Genomic DNA, 14,690 nt, shown 5'->3' on the forward strand with positions numbered 1-14,690 from the left:
CTGATTCCTAATCGGTGAAGGCGTAGACGCGGACGAGTTCGCCAGCGGAGGTGGTATTGACGAATCCGCCTTCGCCGAAGCTGTTTTTCGCCGAAATATCCAGCAGCGGTTCTTCTCCGGCAGTGTACGAAATGTAGTAGACCTGGGCGTCGGGCACATTGACGTGCCGCTGGATCGCCTCGATGTTTCGTCGTACGGCTTCGAGATCAATCGCGTCGAGATCGACTGTCGCAGTGTCGATCTTACGGCTTTCCGGATCGCCGTCCGCAGTGAAGCCGCCGCGAAAGGAGTACTTGATCTTCCGGTTGGGTTGACCGGGAACAGCGAGGGAGAAATAGGCTGCGCTGTTGTTGAAGGTGATCTCGTCGACGACGGTGGAGCCGAACTTTTCCCGCAACCGGTCACGTAAGAGGGCGATCCCTTCCGCGCTCGCCATGAAGGGTGTGGGTATGACCAAGGGCTCCGGGTTCGGGACAACGGCAGGCGCAACTGCGGACGGCGGCGTCACGGGATCTCGGTGCGTGAGCGAATAAGCCCCGACGCCGACGACCAGCGCTGCCGCCACCGTTGCCGCTGCGAACCACGGCACCGGTCGTTTTGGTGGGCGACGTCGATCGGACGGCGGATTCGCTGCGCCCTGCAAGTCGGCGACGATGGCGGCCAGTTCGTCGAGAGTGCGCGCTTTCGCCACCGCCTGCGCGGCAGCGCGATGCTCGGCGGCGTTCAACTGTCCGTCTCCGAACGCCGCATCGACGACGGCCGCGGTTGTCTCCCTGTCCCGGTTTGCGGCGCGGGTGTTCGGCGGATATTTCTGGGCCATGCCGAGAATCCTAAATTCAAGGCCTGTGCGTCAGAACACCCTGCCGTCGAAGGTCATCTTGCGCACGCCCGTGTACGCCCCGGTGTCGTCGACGACGTAGATGCTTATCACCGGCGCACCCGAATCGGCCAAGGTGATGTGGTCCACGCGGGTACCGGCCAGCGCGGCGGGGGACTGTGCGATCACCGATACCAAGGCGTCGCGGTTCACGTTGGTGAGGTCCATGTCCGTGTTGCCGGCCACCGACGCGGGTTCGTCGGACGGAGTGAGAGTGCCGCGGAAATCGAAGTTCCGGAAGTTCCCTGATCCGTCGACGCGGCCGACCACCGCTCGATCGGGGTAAAAGGTCGCAACCCGCACCGTCTCGGAACCGTACGTCGCGACGAACGACGCGAAGACGTCGTCGATGCCGGTGGGAGTAAACGGAGAATCGGCAGGCTCGGTGCTTGCTGTGAACCGTTCGACCACCTCGGCCGGCGGCTCGAGCGGACCGCGTTGGGCTGCAGCCAGTGCAATCGCGCCCGCCACCGCCGCAGCGGCCAGCGAAACGTAGAGCACTTTTCGTCGAAAGGTCACGTGGGGAGATTTCACGCGCGCACGAGGTGCAGCTTCCTGTAGATCGCCGATCAACGACGCCAACTCGACCACCGTCGTGGCAGTTCGCGCTTGCTCGGTGCGATCGAAGTATTCGGCGGCGCCCAGTTGTCCCTCGGCGTAAGCGGCGTCGAGTCTGGCGCAGGCGTCGATACGGTCCGTATCGCGTGCGCGGGTGGCCGGCGTCTTGGAAGAACTCACAGGTTCCAATGATAATTGCTGGTCGCCATGCGTCCGGACCGCAAAATGTGTTCATCGTGACCCTCCCGAACCGTCCGTGGCGGCACGGACGCACGTACGCTGGTCAGGTGCGGATACAGCGGCAAGTTGTGGACTACGCGCTCGCGCGTCGGTCTGTGCTGGCCGAAGTGTCTGCGGGTAGGACCGACGTCAAGCAAGTGTGTGACGCCGATCCGTACCTACTCAGAGCCGCGAAGTTCCACGGCCGGGGCAGCGACGTCGTCTGCCCCATTTGCCGCAAGGAACAGTTGACGCTCGTGTCCTGGGTGTTCGGCGACAAGCTCGGTCAGGTTTCGGGATCGGCCCGAACCTCGGACGAGCTCGCTCGGCTTGCGGAAACAGCAGAGGAGTTCACGGTGCACGTTGTAGAGGTGTGCCGTACCTGCAGTTGGAACCACTTGGTGCAGTCCTATGTGCTCGGCGCAGTACCTGCGCCGCCGCGACCGCGGCGAGCACGCCCACCAAGCCGGCGCACCGCCAGCGAGTAACGCCACACCCGAAGAAGGGCCCGATCGAAGTCTGCACGTGATCGGTCCGTGACCACTGGAGATTTGATTCGTGAGTTCCCCCAGCAACAACAACCCGGGAGGCAACAACCCGGGTGGCCGTCCCGTCGGTCCCAACCGTCCCGCCGGACCTCCTCAGGGTCGTCCGCCGCAGGGACGTCCGATGGGTCCACCTCCGCAGGGTCCACCACCGCAGGGACGCCCTCCGATGGGTCCGCCCCCTCAGGGTCGTCCGCCGCAAGGCCGTCCGATGGGACCCCCGCCCCAGGGTCGTCCGCCGCAAGCCCGACCTTCGGGCCCGCCTCCTCAGGGCCGCCCCGCCGGTCCCCCTCCTCAGGGTCGTCCGCCGCAAGGCCGATCTGCCGGCCCGCCGCCTCGAGATCGCGCCGCAGGCGCTCAGGCAAACGAACCGACCCAGCGCGTCGCGGCAGCAGCAGCGACCACCCGTACCAACGCGGGCACCCGCCCGCCGGTAGGGCCTCCGCCGACGAAGCCGCCGACAGGTGGCTCCGGTGGCGGTGGCAACGACGGACAACCCCCGAAGGGAAGAAAGAGCACCGTGAAGAAGAAGTCCAAGTGGCGCACAGTTCGCCGCTCGGCCTACGTCTTGGTGGCGCTCGGTCTTGTTCTGCCCGTCCTTGCCTTCATGGCGGCGTACATCGTGCAGGACGTCCCCAAGCCAGGTGACCTCAAGACCAATCAGGTGGCGACGGTCTTCGCCGCCGACGGCACCACGGTGATCAGTACTGTCGTCCCGCCGGACGGCAACCGCGTCGAGGTTTCGCTCGATCAGGTACCGCTTCACGTTCGGAACGCCGTTCTGGCCGCAGAGGACCGCGATTTCTACTCGAACCCGGGCTTCTCGATCTCCGGTTTCGCACGCGCAGCCCGAGACAACGTCCTCGGTCGCGACAGTGCCGGTGGTGGCTCGACCATCACGCAGCAGTACGTGAAGAAGGCGCTCGTCGGCTCGGAGCGTTCGCTGACGCGAAAGATGAAAGAGCTCGTCATCTCCTCGAAGATGGCCAACGAGTGGTCCAAGGACGACATCCTCGCCGCGTATCTGAACACCATTTACTTCGGTCGCGGCGCATACGGCATCGGCGCAGCATCCAAGGCTTACTTCGGCAAGCCCGTCGACCAGCTGACCATCGAAGAAGGCGCCGTCCTGGCATCGTCGATTCAGCTTCCGTCGCTCCTCGATCCCGAGACCAACCCGACCGGCGCGAAGTCCCGTTGGGATTACGTGCTCGACGGCATGGTGTCCGCCGGCACGCTGGATCAGGCCGCGCGCACGCCGATGCAGTACCCCGCCTACATCCCGCTCGCCCAGGTCGACAACAGCAGCCAAGGCTCGACCGGACCCGAGGGCCTGATCAAGCGTCAGGTGCTCAAGGAGATCGGCGACGCTGGAATCAGCGAGCAGTTGCTCAACACCGAGGGCTTGCAGATCACCACGACCATCGACCCGCAGGCTCAGGCCGCAGCGGTCGAGGCAGCCCGTTCCAACATGGAGGGTGAGCCGGAGAACCTGCGCACCGCCGTTGTATCGGTCGACCCGAAGACCGGAGCCGTCAAGGCGTACTACGGCGGTGAGGACGGCGCGGGATACGACTTCGCGAATGCCGGACTTCAGACCGGTTCCTCGTTCAAGGTGTTCGGTCTCGCAGCCGCCCTGGATCAGGGGATCCCGCTTTCGCAGATGTACGACAGCTCGCCGCTGACCGTCAACGGCATCTCCATCGGCAACGTCGAAGGTGAAAGCTGCGGCACCTGCACCATCGCAGAGGCGCTCAAGCGTTCGCTGAACACCAGCTTCTACCGCCAGATGCTCAGCCTCGACGGCAACGGCCCGCAGGCAATCGCGGACATCGCACACCAAGCAGGCATCCCGAAGGACATCCCGGGCGTCGGCCCGTCGCTCACCGAGGCTGACGGTTCCGGTCCCAACAACGGCATCGTGCTCGGCCAGTACCAGGCCCGCGTGCTCGACATGGCGTCGTCGTACGCGACGCTCGCCGCATCCGGCACGTATCACGCACCACACTTCGTCCAGAAGGTCGTTGCCGCCGACGGCACCGTGCTGCTGGACCGCGGCGCACCCGCCGGTGAGGACCGCATCGACGCTGCCGTGGCGGACAACGTGACGGCTGCGATGCAGCCGATCGCGGCGTACTCGCGCGGTCACAACCTGGCCGGCGGACGTCTGTCGGCGTCGAAGACAGGTACCGCGCAGCTCGGTGACACCGGAGCCAACAAGGACGCATGGATGGTCGGCTACACGCCGTCACTCTCGACCGCGGTCTGGGTCGGAACTCCCGACGGTGAAGCGATCACCAACTCGGGCGGCGCGATGATCTACGGCTCGGGTCTGCCTTCGGACATCTGGAAGGACACGATGGACGGCGCTCTCGAGGGCACCGACAACGAGAAGTTCCCGACGCCGGGCAAGATCAACGGCCAAGCCGGTGGTGTTCCGGAGTACACGGCACCTGCACCGCCCAAGACGTCGGCGCCGCCGACCACCGCACCGACGACGACGGAAACCACTCCGCCGCCCGTGGTGACGACGACGCAGGTCGAGGTTCTGCCGGGCATCACCATCCCGATTCCGGGGATCTCCCGGCCGACGACAACCACGCCGCAGGTACCAGGGGCAGGCGAGACCACCGAGGAAGAACCGGCAGGTGTGAGCCCCGGCCAGTAGTTGGAGGGTGGTCGGTTCGAAAGACGGTAACCTCGCGGAGTGGCCGCGAATGCTGATGATGCCGAACCGACCTCCCCCGCTCCGCTGGCCGAAGATCTTCGTTCGGCGGATTGGCGGGACGTTCCCAGTCGCAACGACGCGATGGTGTCTGCGCTGTCGGGAACCGTCGGCGGTCCGGTAGGTCGTCACGCACTGATCGGACGCACTCGCTTCTTCACCCCGATGCGAGTGATCCTTCTGCTCGCCGTGGTGTTCTTGGCTTTCGGCTGGTTCGCGAAGGCCGGCTGTATTCAGCAGGCGCCGGTCGGCGAGAGCGGGCAGGTCGGCCTCGACTGGAGTGGCAGCCGTCAGTACGTGGCGATGTGTTACTCCGACACCGTTCCGCTGTACGGAGCCGAACGCCTCGATCAGGGAGCATTCCCGTACAAGACGTCGTGGGAAGAAGTACGCGGCGACGGTTCGATCCAGATGCGGTACATGGAGTATCCGGTCATCTCGGGGCTCTATCAGTACGGCGCGATGAAGGTCGCCAAGGCGTGGGATTCGATCACCTGGCTGCCGGGCGCGATTCAGGTGGCGCTCTATTTCAACGTCGTGGCGTTCGGGTTGGCGTTGGCGTGGCTGGTCACCGTGTGGGCGAGCACCCTGCTGGCCGGACGACGAGTGTGGGACGGCGCGCTCATCGCGTGTTCCCCGTTGGTGATCGTGCACGTGTTCACGAACTTCGATCCTCTGGCGACGGCGTTCGCGGCTGGCGGGTTGTTGGCGTGGGCACGCAAGCGGCCAGTGCTCGCGGGAATCCTGCTCGGCCTGGGCGGCGCCGCGAAGCTCTACCCGCTGCTCCTACTCGGACCGCTTTTCGTCCTGTGTCTGCGCGCGGGCAAGACGAGGGACTGGCTGGTGACCGCACTCAGTGCCGTCGCGGCATGGCTTGCGGTGAACCTGCCCATCGCCGCGCTGTACCCGCATGGTTGGTACGAGTTCTTCCGGCTCAACTCCGAGCGCGGGGCCGATCCAGATTCCCTCTACAACGTGATCGCGTCGTTCACGTCGTGGAAGGGCCTCGACGGTCCTCTCGCACAGGGCGAGTCACCGTCGAATCTCAACGCCGTCTCTCTGCTTTTGTTCGTGGCCGTCTGCATCGGTGTCGGATACGTCGCCCTGACGGCGCAGCGTCGTCCGCGCGTTGCGCAGTTGTGCTTCCTGTTGGTGGCGGGCTTCTTGCTCACCAACAAGGTGTGGAGCCCGCAGTATTCTCTGTGGCTGGTGCCGCTGGCCGTGTTGGCCTTGCCGCACCGCAGACTCCTGCTCGCGTGGATGACCATCGACGCCCTGGTCTGGGTTCCTCGAATGATGTATTACCTCGGGGTGTCCAACAAGGGGCTGCCCGAGCAGTGGTTCACCGGAACCGTCGTGATCCGGGACATCGCGGTACTCGTTCTGTGCGCGCTGGTGCTCCGTCAGATCTACCGGCCGTCGGAGGATCTCGTGCGGTACGGGTTCATCGACGATCCGGCGGGCGGTGTTCTCGATCAGGCTCCGGACAAACAACCTGCCTGGCTACCCGGTTGGTTGAAGCCGTCCAAAGCGAAGGAACCGGAAACCGTCGCGGTCTGAGGTCACCACTCGTCGAGGGTGGTGTACCCGTCCTGGACCGCGCGGGCGAACAACGCTGCCTTCGTGGGAGCCGGCCGCCCGACGTCGCTGTACTTCGTGCGTACCCGAGTGATGTGTGTGTTGACGGTGCAGACGCGTAGGCCGAGTGTCTCGGCGACCTCGGACTTGGAATCCGAACGAAGCCAGGCGAGAAGTACTTCGATCTCGCGGACGCTCAGCTTCGGCTTGTGCTTGCCGTGCTTGGGGTTGCCGACTCGGGACACGTTTGCCTCGATCTTCGGAGAAAAGCCGATTGAAGACATGCGCGCAGCGCCTTTCGACGGAGGGAATGGGCGTCGACTGCCGTATTTGCAGAAGGGCTGCTGAGATGGGGCGCGACTGAGAACGAGTATTTCGATCTAGGCGTCTCAGTGGAACGGACGCAACTCTCTCGATACAGAGTCCATACAACGGACAAATCTCCTACCTGCTCCGATAGAGTGCCTCGCTATGAACTCGAAGGCGGAAGCCGGTAGGCACAATCAGGTCGATCCGGGCCAGATCGAGTCGCGTGGACAGTTTGCTGAGGCGCTCACGGCGTTGCGGAAGGCAGCCGGACTGACGGTCCGCGAAGCCGTCGAGCGTTCGGGTGGTTTGCACGGAACCGTCAGCGGATGGTTCGCCGGCCAACACCTGCCGACGCCGGCGAGTACCCCGATGTTTTTTGCGCTCCTCGAGGCCTGCGGTGTCGACTCCGAGGATGAGCGGCAGCGCTGGATCGGTGCGGTGCAACGAGTGAGGCAGCTGACGGCCAGACGACGCGGCGACGCCACCGTTCCGTATCGAGGTCTCGAATCTTTCCGACAAGAGGACGCCGAGTGGTTCTTCGGTCGAGACGAACTCACTGCCAACTTGGTCGAGCGGGTGGCGTCGGCGATACGAGGTGTCGGCCGCAGTCAGTTCATGGTGATCGGTGCTTCCGGATCGGGTAAGTCGTCGTTGCTGCGGGCCGGACTCGCCCCCAAGGTTGCCGAGGGCGATTCACGTTTCGACGGCTGGCGGGTGGAAATCCTGCAGCCGGGTACGGGAGGAATTCCGTCGTCGATTTCCGACGAACCAACCGTCTTGATCCTCGACCAGTTCGAGGAACTGTGGACGCAGTGCGACGGTGATCGGCGCGAGGAAATACTGCGGACTCTCGCGGAACTCGGTGAGAACACCATCGCCGTCATCGGAATGCGCGCCGACTTCTACGGTCTCGCGGCGGAGGAACCGCTTTTGGTGCCGCTGCTCGACGATTCGCCGATGGTGGTCGGGCCACTGACCGACGAACAATTGCGCGAGGTGATCGTCGAGCCGGCGGTCAAGGCCGGGATGACCGTGCAGAGCGAATTGGTTCAGGTTCTGGTCTCCGAGCTGACACCACGCGGCTCGCGTACGGCGAGCGACCCCGGAGCTTTGCCCTTGCTGTCACACGCACTGTTGGGGACCTGGCAACGGTCGACGCGTAAAACTCTGACCGTCTCGGATTACTACGCCACCGACGGGATTGCCGGAGCCGTCCAGCAAAGCGCGGAGGAAGTGTACGGCGAGCTCACAGAGCGGCAGCAGCAGTTGGCGCGCAGGATCTTCCTCCGATTGGTCAACGTCGACGAAGTGACGCAGACGCGTCGGCGTGCACCGCGCACCGAACTCTTCCTCGGTGACGACGTCGACGACGTGAACACCGTCATCGACCGGTTCGCCTTACGGCGCCTTCTCACCGTCGACGAAGAGACGGTCGAGGTTTCGCACGAGGTCTTACTGTCAGCGTGGAGTCGGCTTCGCGATTGGATCGACTCGGACCGCGCCGGCCTGGCGGTGCATCGCCGGTTCACCTACGCGGCGCAGGTGTGGGAAGACAGTGGACGCGACCCCGGCGCGCTGCTCGGACCCGCACGTCTTCACCTGACGGAAGAATGGCTGAACTCGGGTGAACTCGGTCTCCCACTGGAACCGAGTCGGACCCGCGCCGCCGACCTCAACGCCACCGAGCGGGAGTACCTCGCTGCGAGCATCGAGCATCGTGATCAGCAGGAATTTGCCGATCGCCGACGTACACGCGTTCTGCGACGGCTCGTGACTGCGTTGGCAGCTGCGTCGGTGATCGCTCTGGTGTTGGCGGTGGTTGCGACCGTCGCCGGTATCGGAGCCAATCGTCAACGTGTCCAAGCAGATACCGCGCGAGACGAGGCGATGTCGCGTCAGGTGGCCACCGAGTCGATCAGGATGCGCGAGCGGGATCCGTCGCTGGCGTCGCAGCTTGCTCTGGCGGCATTTGCGGTCAACGAAACGACCGAAGCCCGCTCGGCATTGCTGGATGCGTCGGGCGTTCATTCGGCTACTCGCATCATCGGACCGCCCGGCGCGATGAAGGCCCGGATAAACCCAGCCGGAACTGTTGTGGCGGTAAGTGGTTCGGATGGGAAGGTCAGACTTTATCCGATGGTGGACGGTGTGGCCTCAGCTGTTCCGCAGGCGGAGTTCCTCGGAGTCTCGGAGGGCACGGCGCTCTTTGCCGTCGCCTACAGCCCGGACGGACGGCTGCTTGCGACCGGTGGCGCCGGCGGCGCTGCGCTGTGGGACGTGTCGGATCCCGAGAATCCGGTCCGTGGAACTCTTCCCGTCGACGGTGAACGCGTAGTGCAGGACATGGAGTTCAGTCCAGACGGAACCAAGCTGGTCGCCGGTACCTCGACGCCCGACGTCCTGCGATGGAACATCGACGTTTCCGCGAATGCCGTTGCTTTGCCTGCTCTTCCGCACCCAGCTGACGGCATCGTCACCGCGACGTTCAGTCCTGACGGACGTTTCCTCGTGGCAGGCGGGCGTCAATCGACACTTCGTGTGTGGGACGTCGCGAAGTGGGGTGAGGAATCGGCGCCGATCTTCGCGACCGAGCCGAACGGCACCACCGTCCACTACCTCGGTGTCGCCTTCAGTCCGGACGGACGCGAGCTTGCGGCGGGAACCACTGGCAGGGAGGTGGTTCGGTGGGCCATGAGCGATCCGGCGCGCCCCACTCCCCTGCCGGCACTGACGGGATTTTCCAGCTACGTCAACGAACTCAACTACGGCAAAGACGGAACACGTCTTGCCGCAGGAAGTTCCGACAACTCCGTGCGCGTGTGGGACCCACGAACCGGGGCGTTGATCGAAACACTTCCGGACAGTGGGGCGGTGACCACCGTCGACTACAGCGACGACGGCCGCAACCTGGTCACCGGAGGACTCAACGGTGTGACTCGCGTGTGGGCTCTACCGGGTCCGGTCTGGGCGGGACCTCGGGACACGATTTTCACCAGTCCCTTTGCCGCGGACGGCTCGCGTCTGGTGGCCGGCGTCGGGGCCAGGGGTGGCGCGATGTTGGCGTGGAACACCGAGGATCTCGATCGCCCCGCGGTGATGCCGGAGTTGAAACCGCAAGGGGACGACTCTTTCAGCGGTGCGTCGGCGGTGTCGGCAGACGGGAACCTGGCTGTGAGCGGCACCGGCGGCGGCGGTGCATATCTTTGGGACCTGAGTGATCCGGCGTCGCCACGGATCTACAGCGAACCCGCGGTGTACGTGAAGGGCATCGTGGCGGTCGTCGCGTTGAATCCCGCCGGAGATCTGCTGGCGGTGTCCTCGCAGGACGACAACAGCATTGCGTTGGTCGACGTTTCCGATCCATCGGAACCGAAGCTGCTGTCGTCGACCGATGTCGGCTCTTACCCGCAGATGATGGCATTTCAACCGGGCGCCGACATCCTGGCGATCGCGAACGCCAAGAACGAAGTGGATCTGTGGGATGTGTCGAACCCAGCGTCGCCCCGGGTGGCGGCGACGGTGGGTGGATTCGAAAGTTACGCACTAGCAGTGTCTTTCAGCGCCGACGGGACGTTGTTGGCCGCCGGAAGTGCGGATCACAGGGTCGCCGTGTGGGACGTACGCACACCGTCGGCACCCGAGGAGCTCGCTCGTCTTCTCGGTCCCGAGGGCGCAATCTATTCGATCTCGTTCAACCGCGCCGGTGATCGGCTCGCTGCCGGTGTCGGCGACGGAACCGTCTGGCTCTGGGATATCGAGACCCCCTCGCGGTCAACACGATTTGCGACGCTGTCCGCCTACCCGGGTCGCGTCAACGACGCTCAGTTCGCCGGCGAGAGTGACATGATCGCGGGCAGCGGGTCGGACAAGACCGTTCGCTTGTGGGGAATCGACCCCGACAGCGTCGTTGATCGATTGTGCCGCACCGCAGGATCTCCCATCACGGAAGCCGAATGGGAGCGTTACCTGCCCGGTGTTCCCTATCAGGATCCGTGCGCCGGCTGACGTGGGTCAGTTCATCCAGAACTCGAGCGCCGGTTCCCGACCCAGCTCGCCTCCGCTGCCGGTGATCACCAGTCCGGCGGAGGTGAGCTGGTACGTCACGTCCTTGTTGGTGACGGTGAATCCGTTGCCGGTGGGCGTCGGATCGTCGAGTTCGATGGTGGCGCCGTCGCTCAGCCGTTGACCCTTGTAGTAGTAGCGGCCGACTCCCGTTTCGCAGATGACGATTCGTGATCCGGTCGTGACGGCGATGGCGACGGCAGGATTGGTGGAGTTGCAACTGGGGCCGCCGGAGATGAAACCCTGACGGTCGGTGCCAGAGACGGTCGGCGCCGGACCGATCGAGGTTGTGACGCGTGGTGGCGTCGTCGTTTTCGGCGCTGTGGTGGGTGCACTCGGTGCCCGAGTCGTGGTCGTGGAGTACGAGTACGGCGTCGTGTAGGTGAAACTCCGCGAACTCGCGTCATTGGCGGCGTTGCCGAAAGCGGCGGCGAGCAGCCCGAAGAACGCGATCCACACGATCACGGCCAGGATGCCGAGTGCGGTGAAGATGTAGCCGATGATCAGTCCGGCAAGGGCGAGTCCGTCGCCTTCTTCGCCGGTCCGTTTGATCTGGCCGCGAGCGATGTGCCCGAAGACGATCCCCAACGGCGCGATGAGGAACGCGAAGACGAGGGCGAGCACCGCGAGTGTGTTCGTCGGGCGCCTGCCGTACGGATCGGGCTGCCCGTACGGAGCCGGTTGCCAATTCTGATTGCCCTGGTACCCGTACCCACCCTGATTGCTCATGAGGTGAATCTTGGCATGGACTTGGCCGAAGAGTGCAGGTGATCGCTAGTTTCGGGTACGTGTCTCGAGCTGAGGTGCGATGGTCGGCCAGTCGTCGTCGGTCATCGCGAACAGCGCTGTTGTACGCCAACTGCCATCGGCGCGGCGTCGGTGCTTGCGCAGCAGGCCCTCGAACTGAGCGCCGAGCTTTGCGATCGCTGCCCTGGACTGTTCGTTGAACTCGTCCGTGTGCCACTCGACGCGTACGGCCTCGAGCTGGTCGAAGGCGTGACGAAGCAGGAGCAGCTTCGATTCGGGATTGATCCCGGTTCCCTGAACAGATCGCGACAACCACGTGTATCCGATTGCAAGACTGCGGTTTACCGGGTCGATCTGGTACATGGACGTAGCGCCGACCACGGCGTTCGTGGCGATGTTCACCTGCGCGAAGGCGATCCGATTGGGGTCGTCGGTTGCTGCAGCGATGTACTTCCGTGCCTGTTCCCGATCGGTGATGGGCGATGCGGTCCAACGAAAGATCGCCGCGTCGTCGGCAGCAGCGAGCAGAGCGTCGGTGTGCGCGACGCCCAGGGGTTCGAGTCGGACACGATCACCGGTCAGCGTCGGTGATTCGAACCATGATGCAGTCATCAGGCGTGCTCCCGTGAGTGAGTCGGAAGGTTGTTGTCGGAGTTGGCAATCTGATCGGTCCCACCGGCCAGCGGATACCGCAACGGGACTCGCAGGAACAGGAAGAAGAACACGGCGAGCAGGATGACGTGGCCCCACACACTCGCTTGGACGACGGCTTCGTACTTGCTCGGATCGAGATTCATGTCCAGTTGGTAGAAGTACCGGAAGATGCCGATACCCAACGCCGCGTCGGCGATCAGATAGGCGACGATCCAGAACCACCGGATCTTGAACAGTACGAGGAAAGGCAGGATCCACAGTGTGTACTGCGGTGAATTGACCTTGTGCAGCAACACGAATCCGCACAGCATCGCGGCACTGACCGCAATCCACGGAAAGTAGCCGTCGCGGACGTAGCGGCGCCAACCCAGATACATCGCGAGCGCGAACGACAACAGGATCATCACCGGAGACAGGATGCTCACCAGTGCGTCGTAGTCGGCGTTGAGCTCGCGAACTCCGAAACCGTAGAACGGGCGCAAACCCCAGAACCACACCGAATTGGTGGTGATGTCCGCGCTTCGCTTCTCCTGGAAGCTGAACGACGCGCGCCAGCCTTCGTAGGAAATGAGGGCGAACGGCAGGTTGACGAGGACGACGGTGACGATCGCCGCGCCCGCCGTCATCAGCGCCCCACGAACGTCGTAGCGCTTGCCTTCGGTGCCGCGTAGAAGCACGTAGGCCATGAGCGGCAGCACGAACATTCCCGGGTACAGCTTCAAACAGAAACCGATCGCCAGGATGACGGCCGCCAGAACCGCGCGAGTTCGCAGCGGGATCCGCTCGAACGTCATCAGGAAGATCGCGCCGACGCTGGTGGCCACCACCGGGAGCTCCCAGTTGTGGAATGCGTACAGAACCAGGGGCGGAGTCGCCGACCACACGAGCGCGTACGCGCCGCTCATCTTGCCGAGCATCCACGCCGTGAGCAGTCCGAAAGGAGCCAGGATCAGGGCCGAGTGCAGAAGGAAATCGGTGTCGGTGTGTGAGCCGATACCGCCCAGCCACATCAGAATTCCGCTGAGCACCGGGTATTCGACGGTTCCGCCGGTCAGGAATCCTTCGGGCGTTATCCCTCCGGTGACGAAGGGGAACAGATGCTGATCGATACCTCGTCCGAGCCAGAGCAACTGAATGTCGGAGTAGCAGACGTCGATGTTCTTGTTGACGTCGAAGTTCAGGCTTCGGCCGTCGGGCGCGAACGGTGCACCGCCGCATCTGGCCTTGTTGAAATAGCCCAGCGCCATCGTCAGCCCGCACAATCCGACGACCAACGCCAGGATCGACGCCGGGGTCTTGCGGTCTGTTCGCATGATTCTCACCCTAGGGGGCGCAGTGGCTCGCGGGGTGATGCGTCTGCACCACGCGTCGCGCATCGATCTGGTGGTCTTCCTGGAGGGCCGGGACGATTTCCCTGGTCAAGGCCCCTCGTGTAACCTACGAGGGTTGCTGACGCAACGACCCTCCTGCCACGGATAGTCCGTGGCCGTTTTCACTTAGTCCACAGGAGGTGATGAGGTCTTATGCGTCATTACGAATTGATGGTCATCCTTGACCCCAGCCTGGACGAGCGCACTGTCGCTCCTTCACTGGATACGTTCCTCAATGTTGTGCGCCAGCACGGCGGCACGATCGACAAGGTCGATGTCTGGGGTAAGCGTCGTCTCGCCTACGAGATCCTGAAGCATGCTGAAGGTATCTACGCGGTGATCGACATCAACGCCACTCCCGCCACCGTCGCTGAGCTCGATCGTCAGCTCGGTCTGAACGAGTCGGTTCTGCGCACGAAGGTTCTGCGCCACAACAAGTAATTACTGTCGGTAGCGAGCTCTACTCTCGCGCCCAACGGTCTTACATCAATGCAGGAGGAACCACATGGCTGGCGACACCATCATCACCGTCATCGGAAACCTGACGGCTGATCCTGAACTTCGTTTCACCCCGGCGGGTGCCGCGGTTGCAAACTTCACGGTTGCTTCCACGCCCCGCACCTTCGACCGTAATTCCAATGAATGGAAAGACGGCGATGCGCTGTTCATGCGTTGCAACATCTGGCGCGAAGCAGCCGAGAACGTCGCGGAGAGCTTGACCCGTGGTTCACGAGTAATCGTGAGCGGCCGGCTCAAGCAGCGTTCGTACGAAACTCGCGAGGGCGAAAAGCGAACTGTCGTCGAGCTCGAAGTCGATGAAATCGGTCCTTCACTGAAGTACGCCACGGCAAAGGTCAACAAGGCCAACCGTGGTGGCGGCGGTGGAGGCGGCAACTTCGGCGGTTCCTCCGGCGGATCGGGTGGCGGACGTCCGAGCGCTGCACCTTCGGGTGGAGACGATCCTTGGGGCAGTGCGCCTCAGGCTTCGGGCTCCTTCGGTGGTGCGGGCAGCGACGAACCGCCCTTCTGATCCGTACCTGATCAGG

General features: G+C 63.9%; 12 protein-coding genes. 6 read left to right on the forward strand and 6 right to left on the reverse strand.

What is annotated here, in order from left to right:
* Positions 1-7: 7 nt before the first annotated feature.
* Together AC1DWA_RS16945 and AC1DWA_RS16950 are read right to left on the reverse strand one after the other, a co-directional pair.
* The gene (locus tag AC1DWA_RS16945; protein ID WP_020971370.1) at positions 8-820 is read right to left on the reverse strand and encodes a DUF1707 SHOCT-like domain-containing protein; all 813 of its coding nucleotides are present in this window, start codon (positions 818-820) and stop codon (positions 8-10) included.
* Between the two features lie 30 nt (positions 821-850).
* Positions 851-1,615 carry a DUF1707 SHOCT-like domain-containing protein gene (locus AC1DWA_RS16950; RefSeq protein ID WP_060939392.1) on the reverse strand — a complete coding sequence of 255 codons (765 nt, stop codon included), beginning with the start codon at positions 1,613-1,615 and terminating at the stop codon, positions 851-853.
* Positions 1,616-1,722: 107 nt separating this feature from the next.
* Between AC1DWA_RS16950 and AC1DWA_RS16955 the strand changes: the two genes are divergently transcribed.
* From AC1DWA_RS16955 to AC1DWA_RS16965, 3 genes are all read left to right on the forward strand, one after another.
* Positions 1,723-2,142: a DUF5318 family protein gene (locus AC1DWA_RS16955; protein WP_042448217.1), complete on the forward strand. Its 420-nt coding sequence runs from the start codon at positions 1,723-1,725 to the stop codon at positions 2,140-2,142.
* 577 nt (positions 2,143-2,719) lie between these two features.
* On the forward strand, positions 2,720-4,867 hold the full coding sequence (locus tag AC1DWA_RS16960) for a transglycosylase domain-containing protein (protein WP_133727383.1): 2,148 nt from the start codon (positions 2,720-2,722) through the stop codon (positions 4,865-4,867).
* A 39-nt stretch (positions 4,868-4,906) separates the two neighbouring features.
* A complete protein-coding gene (locus AC1DWA_RS16965; protein WP_029256732.1) occupies positions 4,907-6,484 on the forward strand; it encodes a glycosyltransferase family 87 protein in 1,578 nt (525 codons plus the stop codon).
* A gap of 2 nt (positions 6,485-6,486) precedes the next feature.
* On the opposite strand, the gene AC1DWA_RS16970 is transcribed toward AC1DWA_RS16965, so the two are convergent.
* Positions 6,487-6,786 carry a helix-turn-helix transcriptional regulator gene (locus AC1DWA_RS16970; protein ID WP_020909716.1) on the reverse strand — a complete coding sequence of 100 codons (300 nt, stop codon included), beginning with the start codon at positions 6,784-6,786 and terminating at the stop codon, positions 6,487-6,489.
* A gap of 187 nt (positions 6,787-6,973) precedes the next feature.
* On the opposite strand from AC1DWA_RS16970, the gene AC1DWA_RS16975 reads away from it, so the two are divergent.
* Positions 6,974-10,816, forward strand: a complete 3,843-nt coding sequence (locus tag AC1DWA_RS16975) for an nSTAND1 domain-containing NTPase (protein WP_477846555.1) — start codon at positions 6,974-6,976, stop codon at positions 10,814-10,816.
* A gap of 6 nt (positions 10,817-10,822) precedes the next feature.
* Here AC1DWA_RS16975 and AC1DWA_RS16980 read toward each other — a convergent pair whose 3' ends face one another.
* The 3 genes from AC1DWA_RS16980 to AC1DWA_RS16990 are packed head-to-tail and all read right to left on the reverse strand — an operon-like array spanning position 10,823 to position 13,587.
* Positions 10,823-11,602: a DUF4190 domain-containing protein gene (locus tag AC1DWA_RS16980; RefSeq protein ID WP_477846556.1), complete on the reverse strand. Its 780-nt coding sequence runs from the start codon at positions 11,600-11,602 to the stop codon at positions 10,823-10,825.
* A gap of 45 nt (positions 11,603-11,647) precedes the next feature.
* The gene (locus AC1DWA_RS16985; RefSeq protein WP_477846557.1) at positions 11,648-12,232 is read right to left on the reverse strand and encodes a GNAT family N-acetyltransferase; all 585 of its coding nucleotides are present in this window, start codon (positions 12,230-12,232) and stop codon (positions 11,648-11,650) included.
* Positions 12,232-13,587, reverse strand: coding sequence for a glycosyltransferase family 87 protein (locus AC1DWA_RS16990; protein WP_007735530.1), 1,356 nt, complete (start codon positions 13,585-13,587; stop codon positions 12,232-12,234). Before AC1DWA_RS16990 ends, AC1DWA_RS16985 begins: the two co-directional genes overlap by 1 nt.
* A gap of 210 nt (positions 13,588-13,797) precedes the next feature.
* Here AC1DWA_RS16990 and rpsF point away from each other — a divergent pair, with 210 nt between their 5' ends.
* Entirely contained in the window at positions 13,798-14,085 is a 288-nt protein-coding gene (gene rpsF, locus AC1DWA_RS16995; RefSeq protein ID WP_003941237.1) for a 30S ribosomal protein S6, read from the forward strand.
* 64 nt (positions 14,086-14,149) lie between these two features.
* Positions 14,150-14,674 carry a single-stranded DNA-binding protein gene (locus tag AC1DWA_RS17000; protein WP_003941248.1) on the forward strand — a complete coding sequence of 175 codons (525 nt, stop codon included), beginning with the start codon at positions 14,150-14,152 and terminating at the stop codon, positions 14,672-14,674.
* Positions 14,675-14,690 lie beyond the last annotated feature (16 nt).

Source organism: Rhodococcus sp. P4_F3_2 (genome assembly GCF_056401335.1).